At 52.2% G+C, this 15,160-nt stretch carries 8 protein-coding genes; 6 read left to right on the forward strand and 2 right to left on the reverse strand.

The annotated features are described in order from the left end of the window. Window positions 1–162 precede the first annotated feature (162 nt). Together ACSTTO_RS10545 and ACSTTO_RS10550 are read right to left on the reverse strand one after the other, a co-directional pair. The gene (locus ACSTTO_RS10545; protein ID WP_439273145.1) at window positions 163–399 is read right to left on the reverse strand and encodes an Lrp/AsnC ligand binding domain-containing protein; all 237 of its coding nucleotides are present in this window, start codon (window positions 397–399) and stop codon (window positions 163–165) included. A gap of 176 nt (window positions 400–575) precedes the next feature. Further along, window positions 576–995 (reverse strand): MliC family protein, encoded by a 420-nt coding sequence (locus tag ACSTTO_RS10550; protein WP_439273146.1) that lies wholly within the window; start codon window positions 993–995, stop codon window positions 576–578. Window positions 996–1,161: 166 nt separating this feature from the next. On the opposite strand from ACSTTO_RS10550, the gene ACSTTO_RS10555 reads away from it, so the two are divergent. The 6 genes from ACSTTO_RS10555 (at window position 1,162) to ACSTTO_RS10580 (ending at window position 15,112) form a co-directional block, all read left to right on the forward strand. Beyond that, window positions 1,162–1,650, forward strand: a complete 489-nt coding sequence (locus tag ACSTTO_RS10555; protein WP_439273147.1) for a hypothetical protein — start codon at window positions 1,162–1,164, stop codon at window positions 1,648–1,650. A gap of 170 nt (window positions 1,651–1,820) precedes the next feature. Beyond that, the gene (locus ACSTTO_RS10560; RefSeq protein ID WP_439273148.1) at window positions 1,821–2,846 is read left to right on the forward strand and encodes a sulfate ABC transporter substrate-binding protein; all 1,026 of its coding nucleotides are present in this window, start codon (window positions 1,821–1,823) and stop codon (window positions 2,844–2,846) included. A gap of 67 nt (window positions 2,847–2,913) precedes the next feature. Continuing rightward, window positions 2,914–3,825, forward strand: a complete 912-nt coding sequence (gene cysT / locus ACSTTO_RS10565) for a sulfate ABC transporter permease subunit CysT (RefSeq protein WP_439273149.1) — start codon at window positions 2,914–2,916, stop codon at window positions 3,823–3,825. Next, window positions 3,815–4,690, forward strand: coding sequence for a sulfate ABC transporter permease subunit CysW (gene cysW / locus ACSTTO_RS10570; protein ID WP_439273150.1), 876 nt, complete (start codon window positions 3,815–3,817; stop codon window positions 4,688–4,690). The genes cysT and cysW overlap by 11 nt, the downstream gene beginning before the upstream one ends. Before the next feature lie 122 nt (window positions 4,691–4,812). Beyond that, window positions 4,813–5,874, forward strand: a complete 1,062-nt coding sequence (locus ACSTTO_RS10575; RefSeq protein ID WP_439273151.1) for a sulfate/molybdate ABC transporter ATP-binding protein — start codon at window positions 4,813–4,815, stop codon at window positions 5,872–5,874. Between the two features lie 565 nt (window positions 5,875–6,439). Continuing rightward, window positions 6,440–15,112, forward strand: a complete 8,673-nt coding sequence (locus tag ACSTTO_RS10580) for a GH36-type glycosyl hydrolase domain-containing protein (protein WP_439273152.1) — start codon at window positions 6,440–6,442, stop codon at window positions 15,110–15,112. Window positions 15,113–15,160: the final 48 nt, after the last annotated feature.

Consider the following 15,160-nt stretch of genomic DNA (forward strand, 5'->3'; position numbering starts at 1 on the left):
TGCAAAGTACAAATTGCCTCACATGAAAAAAATTCTGCCGGTCTGGCACTCCATAATCATTTGATGAGTGCTGCCGCTTAAAATGGGAAAACAGGGCAGGCGGGTGTGTTTTACCATATCTGCCCTTTAGCAGCTGATCTTGCGCAACAAATAGCAGGCAGATCAGAAAGCCTTGAAGGTCAGGGTGGTCAGCGAGCGGACAATATGGGGAATATCCAGCACATTCTCATTGATGAATTTGCCGATATCATCACCTTCCTGAATATAGATTTTGGCCAGAAGATCATATTCACCGCTGGTGGAATAAAGCTCCGAGGCGATTTCACGTTCATAAAGCACTTTGGCCACTTCATAGGTTTTGCCCGGGCTGCACTGTATTTGCAGAAAGACTGGCTTCATCACACATTTTCCCTGTCAGTTTCCTGTAAGGCAAGAATCACAGGGCTTTTTATCTCAGGCACAAATTTAAGGCTCCTGATTTAAAATATCCCTGTATTGTTTATTGCGCACATAGCACAGATAGCAGCGCACAGATACCGGCCTGTTCAGATAATAAACAAGCTGGTACCAGTTTTTTAATCCTGATTTTCTGCCTTGCTTTTATCAACACATTTGCTCAGCAGAACCTGTTCTTCTGCGCTGTCATCAGCCTCAAGAAATGACAGGATACCCTCATCACCCTTGCTGTGCCAGCGATAGCTGTCCTGCTCATCCAATGCGATATAACGCGCTCCGGAGCCGGACGGGGCGATGCGCATGGGCACCAATTTGCCTTCAACCGAGATCACAGCCATTGATTCATCATTTTTCAGGCCGTTGACATAAACCACCGGCACTTCCACATTGCGCTCGCAAATATAGGTTACTTTGGTGAGCGGTGCCATTTCTTCTGCTTCCGGAGCCGGAGATTGCGCCAGCGCAGCGCCTGCCATACCGGAGAGCAAAAGACCCGAGAAGACCAGGGTGCCAAGTGTTGATGTTCGCATATTCAGCATCAGTTTATCCTTTTGGTTTATTCCGGTAAAACAGAAATCAATCGGGAAGGAAATTGACAGGACAACCTCAGGAGCATTTAGGGTAAAAATCGTTCCGGATGATTCCTGAAAATATCTTTCCTGATTTGTCTGATATAAATAGTATCAGGCATAAATAAGATAATTCATGAAAGTATTGTTAAATATGGATAAAATTATCTGCCAGACAGAAAAGCAAAGCCGCACAAATCCCGGATATTTTTTAAAATCGCAAGTGCGTAATTTTCTGGGGGCTGCAGGTTTTTTGGCGGTTCTGGCGCTTGGTGGCTGCGCGGGTGTCAATTATGTGCAGGCCAAATATCAGGGGCTGCCTTCTGTTGAGTTTGTTGGCAGCAGCGGGGTTAATTATCGCATTGTCGATAATCCGCAGCAAAATCGCTTGTTGATTGGACCCGGCACTGCCGGCACTGTCACGCAGAATTTTGTCAAAGGGTTTTCCACAGGTTCAGGGCTCAATGCCACACCGCCTGTGGTGTTGCGTGATGTGGCAGAGGAATATCTTAAATCGACCGGCAAACGCTGTGAAACCCGGGATATTACTCTGGTTGTCGATCCTTATTACGAGGTGCGCTATAAGTGCAGCCTGCGTGGTTCGCGTATGGCACCATTGCTGTGATGTGATTTGAATTTTTCTGCAAGCCTGCCTTTGGCAGTGCCGGATTTTTATTTTATAATGTGCTGATAGGGAAAAATATTTCTGTGCGGACGGCGTAATGAGGTTTCTGTAGCATTCCTCTCCGTTCCGGCTCTGTTAACTTGTGCTGAAAACATAAAACGGAGGCCGTAATGCAGTTGCGAAAGACTATATCTACCGTTGTTATTTTAACATGCGCATCAGTTTTTTCGCTGTCTTATCAGGCTGTGGCAGCGCAAACATTGTTGAATGTTTCCTATGATCCGACGCGCGAGCTCTACAAGGATTATAATCAGGCTTTTGCCAAATACTGGAAGGCCGAGACCGGAGAAACGCCTATTCTGCGTGCCTCGCATGGCGGCTCCGGTGCACAGGCGCGTTCGGTTATTGATGGTATTCCCGCAGATGTTGTGACACTGGCGCTGCAAAGCGACATTGATGCCATTGTTAAAAAAAGTGGCAGGATTAATGCTGAATGGCGCCAGAAATTTCCTAATAATTCAGCGCCCTATACATCCACAATTGTGTTTTTGACCCGCAAGGGCAATCCTAAGAATATCCACGATTGGGGGGATCTGGTGAAAGATGGCGTGGAGGTTATCACTCCAAACCCTAAAACCTCCGGCGGCGCAAGGTGGAATTATCTGGCGGCCTGGGGCTGGGCATATCAGCAATATGGCGGCGATCAGGCTAAAATCAAAACCTATATAAGCGATCTTTTTGCACATGTGCCGGTGCTTGATACCGGTGCCCGCGGTGCCACAACCAGCTTTGTGCAGCGAGGTTTGGGCGATGTATTATTGGCATGGGAGAATGAGGCCTATCTGGCCGTTGCCGAATTTGGCGCTGATGCTTTTGATATTGTGGTGCCGCCGCAATCCATTCTTGCAGAACCGCCGGTTGCCGTGGTGGATAAAAATGTTGATGCGCATGGTACGCGCAAGGTGGCGGAAGCTTATCTTGGTTATCTCTACTCTGAAGAGGGGCAGAAAATTGCAGCCAGACATTTTTACCGCCCTGCAAAGCCGGAACTGGTACCGGAGGCTGATCGCAGTTGGGCAAAAGAGGTGAAACTCATCACCATTGATGATCCCATTTTCGGTGGCTGGGCAAAAGCGCAGCCGGAGCATTTCGGCGATGGAGGAATCTTTGATCAAATCTATCAGCCGACTAAATAAATGGGGGCTGAACATTATTCATATTCCTGTTTTCTGCCAGTTTTGACCACGCAGCCATGGATGATTGATGAAAAACACATCTGCAAAGAATGACGGTCCGGCGGCTAAACCGCCACAGGAGAGGCAGAGCCGGCTGTCTTTCTTTGCCGGTTGGCGTAAGCCGGGGATCCTACCCGGTTTTGGTTTAACCTTTGGTTTTACCGTTACGTATTTGTCCTTGCTGGTCTTGATCCCGTTGATGGTTTTGATGCTTTATGCCGCTTCTGTCGGGCCTGAGCGGTTCTGGCAGCTGGCAAGTGATGCGCGAATGATCAGTGCATTGCGTGTAAGCTTTGTCAGCGCGCTGATTGCAGCCATGATCAATGTGGTTTTTGGTGTGCTGCTGGCATGGGTTCTGGTGCGTTATCATTTTCCGGGGCGGCGCCTGCTGGATGCCATGGTTGATTTGCCATTTGCATTGCCAACCGCTGTGGCCGGTATTGCGCTGACGGCACTTTACACGCCGCAAGGCTGGATCGGGGCATGGCTTGCACCACTGGATATTCGCATTGCTTTTACAAAGGCCGGCATTGTGACGGCTCTGGTTTTTATCGGGCTTCCCTTTGTGGTGCGCACGGTGCAGCCGGTTATTGCGGAGATCAACCGTGAGCAGGAAGAGGCCGCGGCAACCTTGGGCGCCAGCCGTTTTCAGACAATTTACAGCGTTTTATTGCCAGGTCTGCAGCCGGCAGCCTTAACCGGTTTTGCCATGGCTTTTGCCCGTGCGGTCGGGGAATATGGCTCGGTGATCTTTATTGCCGGTAACCGCCCTTATTCCACGGAGATTGCGCCGCTTCTTATTTTTATCCGGCTGGAAGGATTTGATTATGCAGGTGCAACCGTATTGGCCACGGTGATGCTGCTGCTTTCTTTTTTCATGTTGCTGCTGATTAATCTGGTGCAGACATGGTCACGCAGGAGATATGGCTATGGCAGCTAGTGTCGGTAAACTTGCAACGCGCAGACTGACGCCTTTGACACATAACCGCTCAGCAATCACTGAGAGCCCGCTGACGCGTGTTTTACTGATCACCGTCAGCGTGGTGTTTATGCTGTTATTTGTAGGCCTGCCGCTGGTGGTGATTTTTACGCAAGGCTTCAGCAAAGGGCTTGCCGATTACTGGGCGGCATTGACAGATCCTGATGCGCTGTCTGCCATCCGCCTGACTTTGCTTGTTGCAGCAATTGCTGTGCCGCTTAACACATTATTTGGTATTGCGGCCGCATGGGCAATCGCCAAATTTGATTTTCGCGGCAAAACATTTCTGATCACACTGATAGATCTGCCGTTTTCTGTATCTCCGGTTATTTCCGGACTGGTTTTTGTGCTGCTGTTTGGCGGCGGCAGCCCGCTCGGGGCATGGTTATTATCGCATAATATTCAGGTATTGTTTGCTTTGCCGGGAATTGTACTGGCAACGGTTTTTGTAACATTTCCCTTTGTTGCACGGGAGCTGATCCCGTTGATGCAGGATCAGGGCAGCGGTGATGAAGAGGCGGCGCTGTCTCTTGGTGCCAGTGGCTGGAAGACATTTTTTTATGTAACCCTGCCCAATATCCGCTGGGGGCTTTTATATGGTATTTTGCTTTGCAATGCGCGCGCCATGGGAGAATTTGGCGCCGTGGCGGTGGTGTCAGGGCGCATAAGAGGGCTGACCACAACCATGCCGCTGCATGTGGAGATGATGTATAGCGAAAATATTGTTGCAGCCTTTGCCGTGGCTTCACTGCTGGCTGGTCTGGCGTTGATAACGCTGGTTTTTAAAACATGTCTTGAAATGCGTTTTGCTAGCGAAAAAAGTTGAGCCGTGAGGATAAAGAAACTGAAATCATATGCACGTCCGGATAATTTTTTTGATGCCGGGCGGGCTCATAATTCTCTGTTCATACAGTCATTTTGGCGTGAGCATGCCTGAAAGGATAAAAAATGGAAGTTCGCGTTGTTGATGTGCGCAAGGAGTTCGAGCATTTTCCGGCGCTGCACAACGTTTCGCTCGATATAATTTCGGGGGAACTGATTGCTTTGCTCGGGCCTTCGGGTTCAGGAAAAACCACCTTGTTGCGGCTGATTGCCGGGCTGGAGCGCCCAACGGAAGGCACGGTGTATTTCGGTGCGGAGGATGCTTCAGAAAAAACCGTTCAGGAGCGCAATGTTGGCTTTGTGTTTCAGCATTATGCCTTGTTCCGGCATATGACATTGGCGCAGAATATTGGTTTTGGCCTTAAAGTGCGTCCGCGTGCCACAAGACCCTCCCGGACGGAAATTCATCAACGCGCTGTTGACCTGCTCAAACTGGTGCAATTGCAGGGGCTGGAAAACCGCTATCCCGCACAATTATCCGGCGGGCAGCGCCAGCGTGTGGCATTGGCGCGTGCCCTGGCAATTGAGCCGAATGTTTTGCTGCTTGATGAGCCTTTCGGTGCGCTGGATGCACAAGTGCGCAAGGAACTGCGCAAATGGCTGCGGGAAATTCACGACAGCACCGGCCACACAACTGTTTTTGTGACCCATGATCAGGATGAGGCGCTGGAGCTGGCCGATCGTGTGGTGGTTATGAGTCAGGGGCGCATTGAGCAGGTTGGTACGCCGGATGAGATTTATGATCATCCAAACTCGGCCTTCGTCTATCGTTTTATCGGAGAGTCCAGCCGTCTTGATGTGCGTGTTGAACAGGGGGATATATGGTTCGCCGATCGCACATTAGGCTTGCGGCTGGATGCTGCATCACCGCAGACAGAGGGCGAGGCAGTTCTTTATTTCCGTCCCCATGATGTGGAACTGGTTGATGGTTGCGGCGGGTGCATTGCCGGTATTGTGATGACCACACGCCGTGTCGGAGCCAAACGGCGGGTAGAACTTGAAATCGGCGGCAGCCGTGAAAGCGTTGAGATTGAAATTTCTGCAGAATATGAGCCTGCCAATGGCAGCCGGCTGGCTTTCAGGCCGAAATATTGGAAGGTTTTTACGCGCACCGGTACGGCTTTGTAAATTTCATTGAATGATTCTGTTTGCGGGGATGCTGTTTTCAGGCGAAAATCAGGCTGCATATTATGGATTTTATTGAATTTTGACGGTGGCTTTCAAAATAATTCATTTCGTTTAAATTAGTGCCCGTATACGAGGATCAGGCAACCTTTTGCACTATGCAACATTGTATCCCTGACAGGGGCTTTTCACCGGTTCTTGCTGTATAGGGTTACAGGAGCGCGTATAATTTGCTGTTTGTGAGCAGATTATAACAAAATGAAATGTCATGCGGGCAGATTGCAAGGGTGGCAAGTGGCCTTTATGCCGGCAATATGCGGGGGACAGGGCTGTCAGCCTGTTGATTTTTATAACGTAAAGTTAAAATTCGCTATGAATTTTGCTTTGCGATTTTATCAAAATCAACCAAGGCATTTTTTGCGGACGTAATTTTGTCATAACTGTCGGACACCTGTGAGGCAGTGATTTAAAAAAAGCGAAAACGCTTCTGAAATATGTATTGGCGGATCATAAAAACTGTTGATCTGCACCGGAACCTGAATTTTTTATAAAGGGCTGTAAGGGGCAAATGCCGGCTTTATCTTTCTCACTTTCGTCGTTGTTTTCCCGCCCTGTCACAGATCGTCTTTTGCCGGTGTTGCCCCTGCCGATCAGGGGGCATTATAAAACGCCGGAAGAATTGCAGGCTCTGGCTGCGGCACTGGCACGCAATGAGGCAGTAAGGCTGCCTGATTATGAGCGGTTTGATTTTAACAAACGGCTTTCGGAAAATGCGGGGCTGATCCTTCATGCCTATCGCGCTTCCGATGCGGCATCGCGCAATGGCGAGACAATAACGCCAGCTGCCCAGTGGCTGCTCGATAATTATTATGTTGTTGATAAGAGCATGCAGCAGGTGCGCCGCGATTTGCCGGACAAATTTTTGCGTCAATTGCCGCTTGCCGCCAATATCAGCCCCGCACAAATGATGCAGGAGCCGGTTCCTCCGCGTTTGGGGGCGCCACAGGGCTTGCCGCGTATTTTTGCTTTTGCCTGGCTTTATGTCGCCCATAGTGACAGCAGTTTTTCATTGAAAAGACTGAAGGCAATGGTAGATGGCTTTCAGAGTGTGGAGCCGCTGCGTATTGGTGAATTATGGGCGCTTCCTTCGGTCATCCGTTTTATGCTGGTGGAAAATGCCCGCCGTTTGGCACAGCGTGTTGAGCGCGCCCGTGCCATGCGCAATTTTGCCAATCGCGTGGCCGATAAGATTGCCATTGCCGCCACGCCGCAGGATGTTGAGGCTATTCTTGCCGAATATAGTGAGCCGGCACGCGACGGCACTTTTGCCACTCATTTGCTTTATCGCCTGCGCAGTGCCTCCAGCGGCAGCAGCATGGCGCTGGATTGGCTGGAAGAACAGCTGGAAGCAGACGGCCATGATGCAGAAGAGGTGATTGTCGAGGAACATGCCCGTCAGTCTACCGGCGGCATGACCATGGGCAATGTTATCCGCGCGCTTAAAGCCATTGATGATGTGGACTGGACAGCCTGGGTTGAGACAGTGAGCATCATGGATGCCATATTGCGTGAAAACAGCGATTTTGAATCGCTCGATTTTGCGTCACGCAATAGCTATCGTGTGACAATTGAGAAAATAGCCCGCAATTCCGGCCTGACTGAAATTGAGGTCACCAATACGGCGCTGAGACTGGCGCGGGAAAAATCTGTCCGTGAGGGCAAGGTGACCGAACGTGAACAAAGCGGCGCAATTGCCTATTATTTAAGCGGCAATGCCCGCACCGAGCTGGAACAGGTTTGCGGTTACAAACCGCCTTTGTCGCTCAGGCTGTTGCGGTTTTATCGCAAGCTTGGCCTGTGGGGCATTGCGGTGCCGGTTTGGGCAATGACAATCGGCCTGCTGGCGCTGATCTATATCGGTATGGGGCATATCGGCTTTGAGGAGGGTGAGCAATTATTGTTCACAATCTTGGCGCTGTTTCCGGCTTATGAGGCAGCGTTGGGTCTGTTCAATGCGCTGGTGCCGTGGTTTGTGCAGCCTGTGCGCCTTGTCGGCTATGAATATCGCGACGGGCTGCCGGAAGATGCGCGCACACTGGTTGCTGTGCCGACACTGATCAATTCACGTGATAGTGTGGATGAGCATATCCGTAATCTGGAGGTGCATTATCTGACCAATCCGCGTGGCGAGGTTTATTTTGCCATTGTCAGCGACTGGACAGACAGTGCGGTTGAGGTCACGCCGGCCGATATGGAAGTGCTGGATTATGCCCGCGAGCAGGTGGCAAAGCTCAATGCGCATTATGCACAAGGCGGGCCGGCACGGTTTTATTTCCTGCACCGCCGCCGTCTTTACAATCCGTCACAGGGTTGCTGGATGGGCTGGGAGCGCAAGCGCGGCAAGCTGCATGAGCTGAACCTGCTGTTGCGCGGGGATCATGATACAAGCTTTTTCGCGCCGGATGTGCCGCTGCCGCGCGATGTGCGCTATGTGATGACACTGGATTCCGACACCCGCCTGACGCCGCAATCCGTTGCCAATCTGGTGGGTAAAATGTCCCACCCGCTCAATCACCCGGTTTTTGATGATAAAACCGGCCGCATTGTCAGCGGTTACGGCATTTTGCAGCCGCGTGTCACCCCATCCCTGACAACAGGTGATGATGCCTCTTTCCTGCAGCGTGTTTTCTCAGCCAATCGCGGTATTGATCCTTATGTTTTTGCGGTTTCTGATGTTTATCAGGATTTGCTGGGTGAGGGCACATTCACGGGCAAGGGGCTTTATGATATTGATGCCTTTGAACGGGTGATGCAGGGCAGGATTGAGGAAAATACCGTTCTCAGCCATGACCTTCTTGAAGGCGGCTATGCGCGCTGTGCGCTGGCCAGTGATGTTGAGGTCGTGGAAGATTATCCGACCGGATATAATGTGGATGTTTCCCGCCATCACCGCTGGGCACGCGGGGATTGGCAATTGCTGCCCTTCCTCTTCTCGGCAGGCAAGGGCGTGAGCAATGTAACGCGCTGGAAAATGGCTGATAATCTGCGCCGCTCGCTCAATCCGATAATGTGGGTGATCGCCTCTTTTGCCGGCTGGTGCCTGCTGCCGCTTGGCGTGGCGGCAATCTGGCAGCTGTTTTTGATCTTGTCGATGTTTGTGCCGATGCTGTTTGGCATTGTCACCAATCTTATCCCTGTGAATATGGATTATTCGTTGAAAGGCCATGTGCAATCTGTCCTGACAGATGTAACACTGGCTGTTGCGGATATGGCGTTGCGCCTTGGTTTTATTGCCCATAGCGCAACCTTGATGGGGGATGCGATTATCCGCACGCTTTACCGGCTGTTTGTATCGCGTCGTTATCTTCTGGCATGGCGCGCGGCAGCACAAATGAAATCATCGCATGATACGCTTGATTTTTATGTGCGGCTGATGTGGCCTTCATTGCTGATCGGTGTGCTGGCTTTTATTGTTCCGGCGCTTTTTGGCAGCAAGGCAGTGCTGATTGCCGCGCCCTTTGCCTTTTTATGGGTGGCCTCCCCCTGGATTGCCTGGGCCGTGAGCCGCTCGGCCAAACCGCAGGATATGCTGGAAGTGCGCACAAGCGATAAAGGGGATCTGCGCCGCTATGCACGCCGCACATGGCGTTATTTTGAAACCTTTACCAATGAGGAAAATAATTATCTGCCGCCGGATAATTATCAGGAAGATCCGGTCGGGCTTGTTGCCATGCGCACCTCGCCGACCAATATCGGCGTTTATTTGTTATCGCTCATTTCCGCGCGTGATTTTGGCTGGATATGTTTCCAGAATACGCTGACACGTATCGGGCAGACACTGGATACGCTGGAAAAAATGGAGAAATTCCGCGGCCATCTTTATAACTGGTATGAAACTGATACGTTAAAACCTTTGCAGCCGCTTTATGTCTCAGCCGTAGACAGCGGCAATCTGGCAGGCCATCTGGTTACCTTATCCTCGGCATTGGAGGAATGGGCACAGGCTCCTTCTGTTTATCTGCAGGGCGATTTTGAGGGCATTCTTGATGTGAACGACATTCTGGAAGAGGCGATTGCTGCTATTCCGGATGATCGCCGCATTTTGCGCCCGTTGCGCCGCCGTCTTGAAGAGAGGATCGCCAATTTCCGCCGCGCGGTGCGGTCTTTCCGTGAAGAGCCGGAAACAGCCTCTTTCCGCACGATCAATATTTCGCTGTTTGCCAAGGATATTGAAAAACTGGCACAGGAACTGGATGACGAACTGGAAACCCTGCAATCGCAGGAGGCGCTGGAATGGGCGCGCATTCTGGTTGCCACCTGCAAGGCGCATACGGATGATGCTATTGGCGAGCATAATGCTGAAGATTTGCGCATGCAGTTGCAGGATCTTGCCCGCCGCGCCCGTCAACTGGCTTTTGATATGGAATTCGGCTTTCTGGAACGTAAGGAACGCCGTCTGTTATCCATCGGTTTTCGTGTGCAGGAAAATGAGCTGGATGAGAGTTGCTATGACCTTCTGGCTTCGGAAGCCCGTCTTGCCAGCCTGTTTGCCATCGCCAAGGGCGATGTGCCGGTAGAGCACTGGTTCAAGCTTGGCCGTTTGCTGGTGCCTGTGGGCTGGAAAGGCGCCTTGCTGTCCTGGTCAGGCTCGATGTTTGAATATCTTATGCCGCCTCTGGTGATGAATGAGCCGCTTGGCTCGCTTCTTGACCAGACCAACAAACTGGTTGTGCAGCGCCAGATTGAATATGCCACCTCGCGCAATTTGCCCTGGGGAATCTCGGAAGCGGCCTATAATGCCCGCGATCCGCAGATGAATTATCAATATTCCAATTTTGGCGTGCCCAAACTGGGGCTGCAGCGTGGCCTTTCACGCAATGCGGTGATTGCCCCTTATGCAAGCCTGCTTGCATCACAATACCGCCCTGCCGAGGCGGTGGCCAATCTCAAGGCTTTGCAGAAACTTGGCGCTCTGGGGCGTTACGGTTTTCATGATGCGGTTGATTTTACCCCTTCACGTGTGCGCGAGGGCGAGAAATGCGCCGTGGTGAAAAACTATTATGCCCACCATCACGGCATGTCGATTATTGCGGTAAATAATGTGATTTTTGATGGCCGTATGCGCAGCCGTTTTCATGCCGATCCGGTGATTGAGGCGGCAGAATTGCTGTTGCAGGAAAAGGCCCCGCGGGAAATTCCGATGGTTTATGCCAAAACGGAAAATCCGATGCGTGTTGATAGCGGTGCTTTTGATGAGGCGCCGATGCGCATTATTGAAGAACCGCTGAAAGCGCCGCGCAGCGTGCATCTTATGTCAAACGGGCAATATTCGCTGATGGTGACGGCAACCGGCTGTGGCTACAGCCGCTGGCATGATCTGGCGATTACCCGCTTTAGCCCCGATGCATCGGAAGGGCTGCAGGGGAGTTTCCTGTTTCTGCGTGATGTGGAGAGCGGGCGCTGGTGGTCTGCCACGGGTGATCCGGCGCGCCACCTTGAAACCGAAACCAAGACGGTTTTCACCGAGGATAAGGCTGAGTTTTACAAGACCTCCGGTGATATTAAAACCGTGGTTGAAACCATTGTAGCCAGTGATGCCGATGGTGAAGGCCGCCGGATTGATATTATCAACACCAGTTCGCGTGACCGGGTGATTGAGGTGACATCCTATGCGGAACTGGTGCTGAATAATCCGGATATGGATGATGCGCATCCGGCTTTTGCAAAAATGTTTGTTGAGACGGAAATTGCGCCGGATGGCACTACGATTTATGCCAAGCGGCGCAAACGTGCGCCATCGGATACGGAAGTGCATGTGGCGCATTTTGTAACCGATCTGTCGGGCAGTTTCCGTGAGGCAGAGGCTGAAACAGACCGGCGTGTGTTTATTGGCCGTGGCCGCACATTGCGCAATCCGGCAGCCTTTGACAAGGATGCCGGATTTGCCGGCCATCAGGGAACAGTGCTTGATCCGATCGCGGCATTGCGCACACGGGTGCGTGTTCCTGCCCATAAAAAAGTGTCGCTGGTGTTCTGGACACTTGCTGGCGGTTCGCGCTCCTATCTGGAGGAAAAGGCGGCATTGCTGCGCTATCCGGAAGCTTTTTCGCGGGAATATACGCTGTCATGGACGCGCTCGCAGGTGCGTCTGCATCATGTGGGTATCAAACCGGCAGAAGCTACGGATTTCCAGAAAACTGCAGCCTATCTGCTCTATCCTGAAAAAGCCTTGCGTCAGCCGCCGGAGGCGATAGCCGCCGGCCTTGGCGCGCAGTCTGATCTCTGGCCCTTGTCGGTTTCCGGCGATAATCCGATTTTTGTGCTGCGGATTGATAATGAGGCCGATCTGGAAGTGTTGCGCGGTGTGCTGAAGGCGCAGGAATACTGGTATGAAAAAGGCCTGATTGTTGATGTGGTTGTGGTTAATGAGCGGGCATTTTCCTATGCGCAGGATACCCAGCGCGCTGTGGAATGGCTGAGTGAGGCCTTCCGCATACGCTCTCAGCATCAAAATCGCAAACAGCATATTTTCACGGTACGCCGCGATCAGATGAGCGATGAAACCTATAACACGCTGCTTGCTGCTGCCCATATTGTGATACATGCGCAGAATGGTTCGCTGGCTGAACAGCTCAAGCGTATTCAGGATTTGTCTGTTGATCTGGCCGGCCGCAAGGATAGCAGGCAGGAGGGCATAGAACCGCGCTCAGGCCGGCGTGACAGCCGTTCTGAAGGGGCTGATACCGCGCATCAGGGCGGTGATCATGCAAAGGCCGCGGCACATTTGCCGGGTGTGGCGCCGCGCGCCATTGCAGATATTGCCGCGCCGTCGGGTGAAGGGCTGGAATTCTGGAATGGCTATGGCGGTTTTGATGCATCGGGTGATTATGTTATCCGGCTTAACGGTGCGCGCACTACGCCGCATCCGTGGATCAATGTGATTGCCAATGCGGATTTTGGCTTCCATGTCAGCGCAGAAGGCTCTGCCTTCACATGGAGCGGCAACAGCCGTGATTATCAGCTGACTCCGTGGTCGAATGATCCGGTTTCCAATCTTCCGGGCGAGGCGCTTTATATTGCAGATCGCGACAGCGGCAAGGTGTTTGCGCCGTCGGCCAATGTGCTGCGCGATGAAACGGTAACCTATGAGGCGCGGTTTGGTCAGGGCTTCAGTATCTTCTCTTCCCGCCATGGGGATGTGGCGCAGGGAGAGATAGATTGTGAACTGACAATGCTGGTGGATCGGGAAAAACCCGTGCGTATCAGCCGGTTGCGTCTTGTCAATCATGGCCGGTCTGCCCGCCGTCTGCGGCTTTATAATTATGCGGAATGGGTGCTGGGCAGTGTACGCACCAAAAATGCCGCCTATATTGTGCCGCATTATGATGCGGCAACGGGCGCATTGCTTGCCCGCAACCCTTATCACACGGACAAGACCGGGGCGCTTGCCTTTATGGCAGCCGATATCCTGCCTGATTCCGTGACCGCTGACCGTCAGGAATTTATTGGTGAGACTGGCTCTGTTACCGAGCCGGATTGCGTGATGCAGGGCAAAGCCCTGTCCGGCACGGTTGAGGCAGGGCGCGATCCCTGTGCGGCGCTGAGCTATGATCTGGATTTAAAGGCCGGAGAGAGCAGGGATATTGTCTTTATTCTTGGTCATGCGCCGGATGCGCAGACGGCGCAGGCATTGATCACCTATTGTCGGAATCTTGATGTGGATACGGCTCTGCAACAAATCAGACAGCAATGGCAGGATTTTACCGCACCGGTGCAGGTAAAAACACCGGATCGTTCTTTTGATCTTATGGTCAATCGCTGGCTGCCCTATCAGAGCATGGCTTCGCGTATTCTGGCGCGTGCGGCTTTTTATCAGGCCAGTGGCGCCTATGGTTTCCGCGATCAGCTGCAGGATACATTGTCATTGCTGATGCTGGATCCGCTTTTGGCGCGCAAGCAATTGCTCAATGTTGCCGGCCGCCAGTTTGAGGAAGGCGATGTGCAGCATTGGTGGCTGCCGGTGACAGGGGCAGGCGTGCGCACGCTGATCTCTGATGACGTGGTGTGGCTCGCTTATGCGGCAACACTCTATACACAGGTAACAGGCGATCTGGCGGTGCTTGACGAGGAGATTGCCTATCTGCAAGGCCGCGCCCTGGAAGAGGGGGAACATGATGCATTTTACCAGCCGGAAACCTCTGATAAGACAGCAACAGTCTATGAGCATTGCGTAAAAGGGCTGGAGCTTGCCATGCAGCGCACCGGCGCGCACGGTTTGCCGCTTATCCTTGGCGGCGACTGGAATGATGGTATGAATCTTGTCGGCATTGAGGGCAAGGGGGAGAGTGTCTGGCTTGGCTGGTTCCTGAGCTATACGCTGCAGCAATTCATTCCTCTCGCTATGGCGCGTGGTGATAATAAACGTGCACAGGCCATGCAGAAATATCTGGATGCCCTGAACAGCGCACTGGAAGAACATGGCTGGGACGGCGAATGGTATCGCCGCGGTTATTTTGACGATGGCGCACCGCTTGGCTCGCATTTGAGTGATGAGTGCCGGATTGATGCGATTGCCCAGAGCTGGGCTGTGTTGTCGGGTGCGGCTGATCAGCAGCGTGCAGCTAAAGCCATGGATTCACTGCAAAAACATTTGCTGGATGAGAAAAGCGGCCTGTTGCGTCTGTTTACCCCGCCATTTGACAAGACCGATCATGAGCCGGGCTATATCAAAGGCTATCCGCGTGGTGTGCGGGAAAATGGCGGGCAATATACCCATGGCGCTACATGGGCAATTATGGCGCAGGCCAGGCTTGGCCGCGGTGATGAGGCCTATAAGCTGTTCTCATTGATCAATCCTGTGCATCATGGGGCAGATCCTGAGACCTATCGTGTGGAGCCTTATGTGATTGCTGCCGATATTTATTCTGTCGCGCCGCGTTGCGGTCAGGGTGGCTGGACATGGTATACCGGTTCCGCAGGCTGGTTCTACCGTGTGGCAACAGAGGCTATTTTGGGCTTGAGCAAGCGCGGCAATGCATTGTTCCTCAATCCGGTTCTGCCATCAGACTGGGATGGTTTTGAGCTGGATTACCGCCACGGCGGGGCGCTGTACAAGATTATTGTGCGCAATAAAACCGGCCGTGATCATTTAAGCCTGAATGGCAAGACGGTGAGAAAACCGGATGAAGGCATTGCCCTTGAACATCAGGGACATCATGAAATTCTGCTTGAATTGAAATAAGCAGAATAAAAGAACCTGAAATAAAGGGCGGGGTGCAATCATCCGCCC

Source organism: Pseudochrobactrum albidum (genome assembly GCF_051851455.1).
GTDB lineage: Bacteria > Pseudomonadota > Alphaproteobacteria > Rhizobiales > Rhizobiaceae > Pseudochrobactrum.

What these genes read in the sequence shown, in the direction of transcription:
- ACSTTO_RS10545 (WP_439273145.1), bottom strand. Translation starts at nt 399, where the DNA reads ATGAAGCCAGTCTTTCTGCAAATACAGTGCAGCCCGGGCAAAACCTAT.
- ACSTTO_RS10550 (WP_439273146.1), bottom strand. Translation starts at nt 995, where the DNA reads ATGCTGAATATGCGAACATCAACACTTGGCACCCTGGTCTTCTCGGGT.
- cysT (WP_439273149.1), top strand. Translation starts at nt 2,914, where the DNA reads ATGAAAAACACATCTGCAAAGAATGACGGTCCGGCGGCTAAACCGCCA.
- ACSTTO_RS10555 (WP_439273147.1), top strand. Translation starts at nt 1,162, where the DNA reads ATGAAAGTATTGTTAAATATGGATAAAATTATCTGCCAGACAGAAAAG.
- ACSTTO_RS10580 (WP_439273152.1), top strand. Translation starts at nt 6,440, where the DNA reads ATGCCGGCTTTATCTTTCTCACTTTCGTCGTTGTTTTCCCGCCCTGTC.
- cysW (WP_439273150.1), top strand. Translation starts at nt 3,815, where the DNA reads ATGGCAGCTAGTGTCGGTAAACTTGCAACGCGCAGACTGACGCCTTTG.
- ACSTTO_RS10560 (WP_439273148.1), top strand. Translation starts at nt 1,821, where the DNA reads ATGCAGTTGCGAAAGACTATATCTACCGTTGTTATTTTAACATGCGCA.
- ACSTTO_RS10575 (WP_439273151.1), top strand. Translation starts at nt 4,813, where the DNA reads ATGGAAGTTCGCGTTGTTGATGTGCGCAAGGAGTTCGAGCATTTTCCG.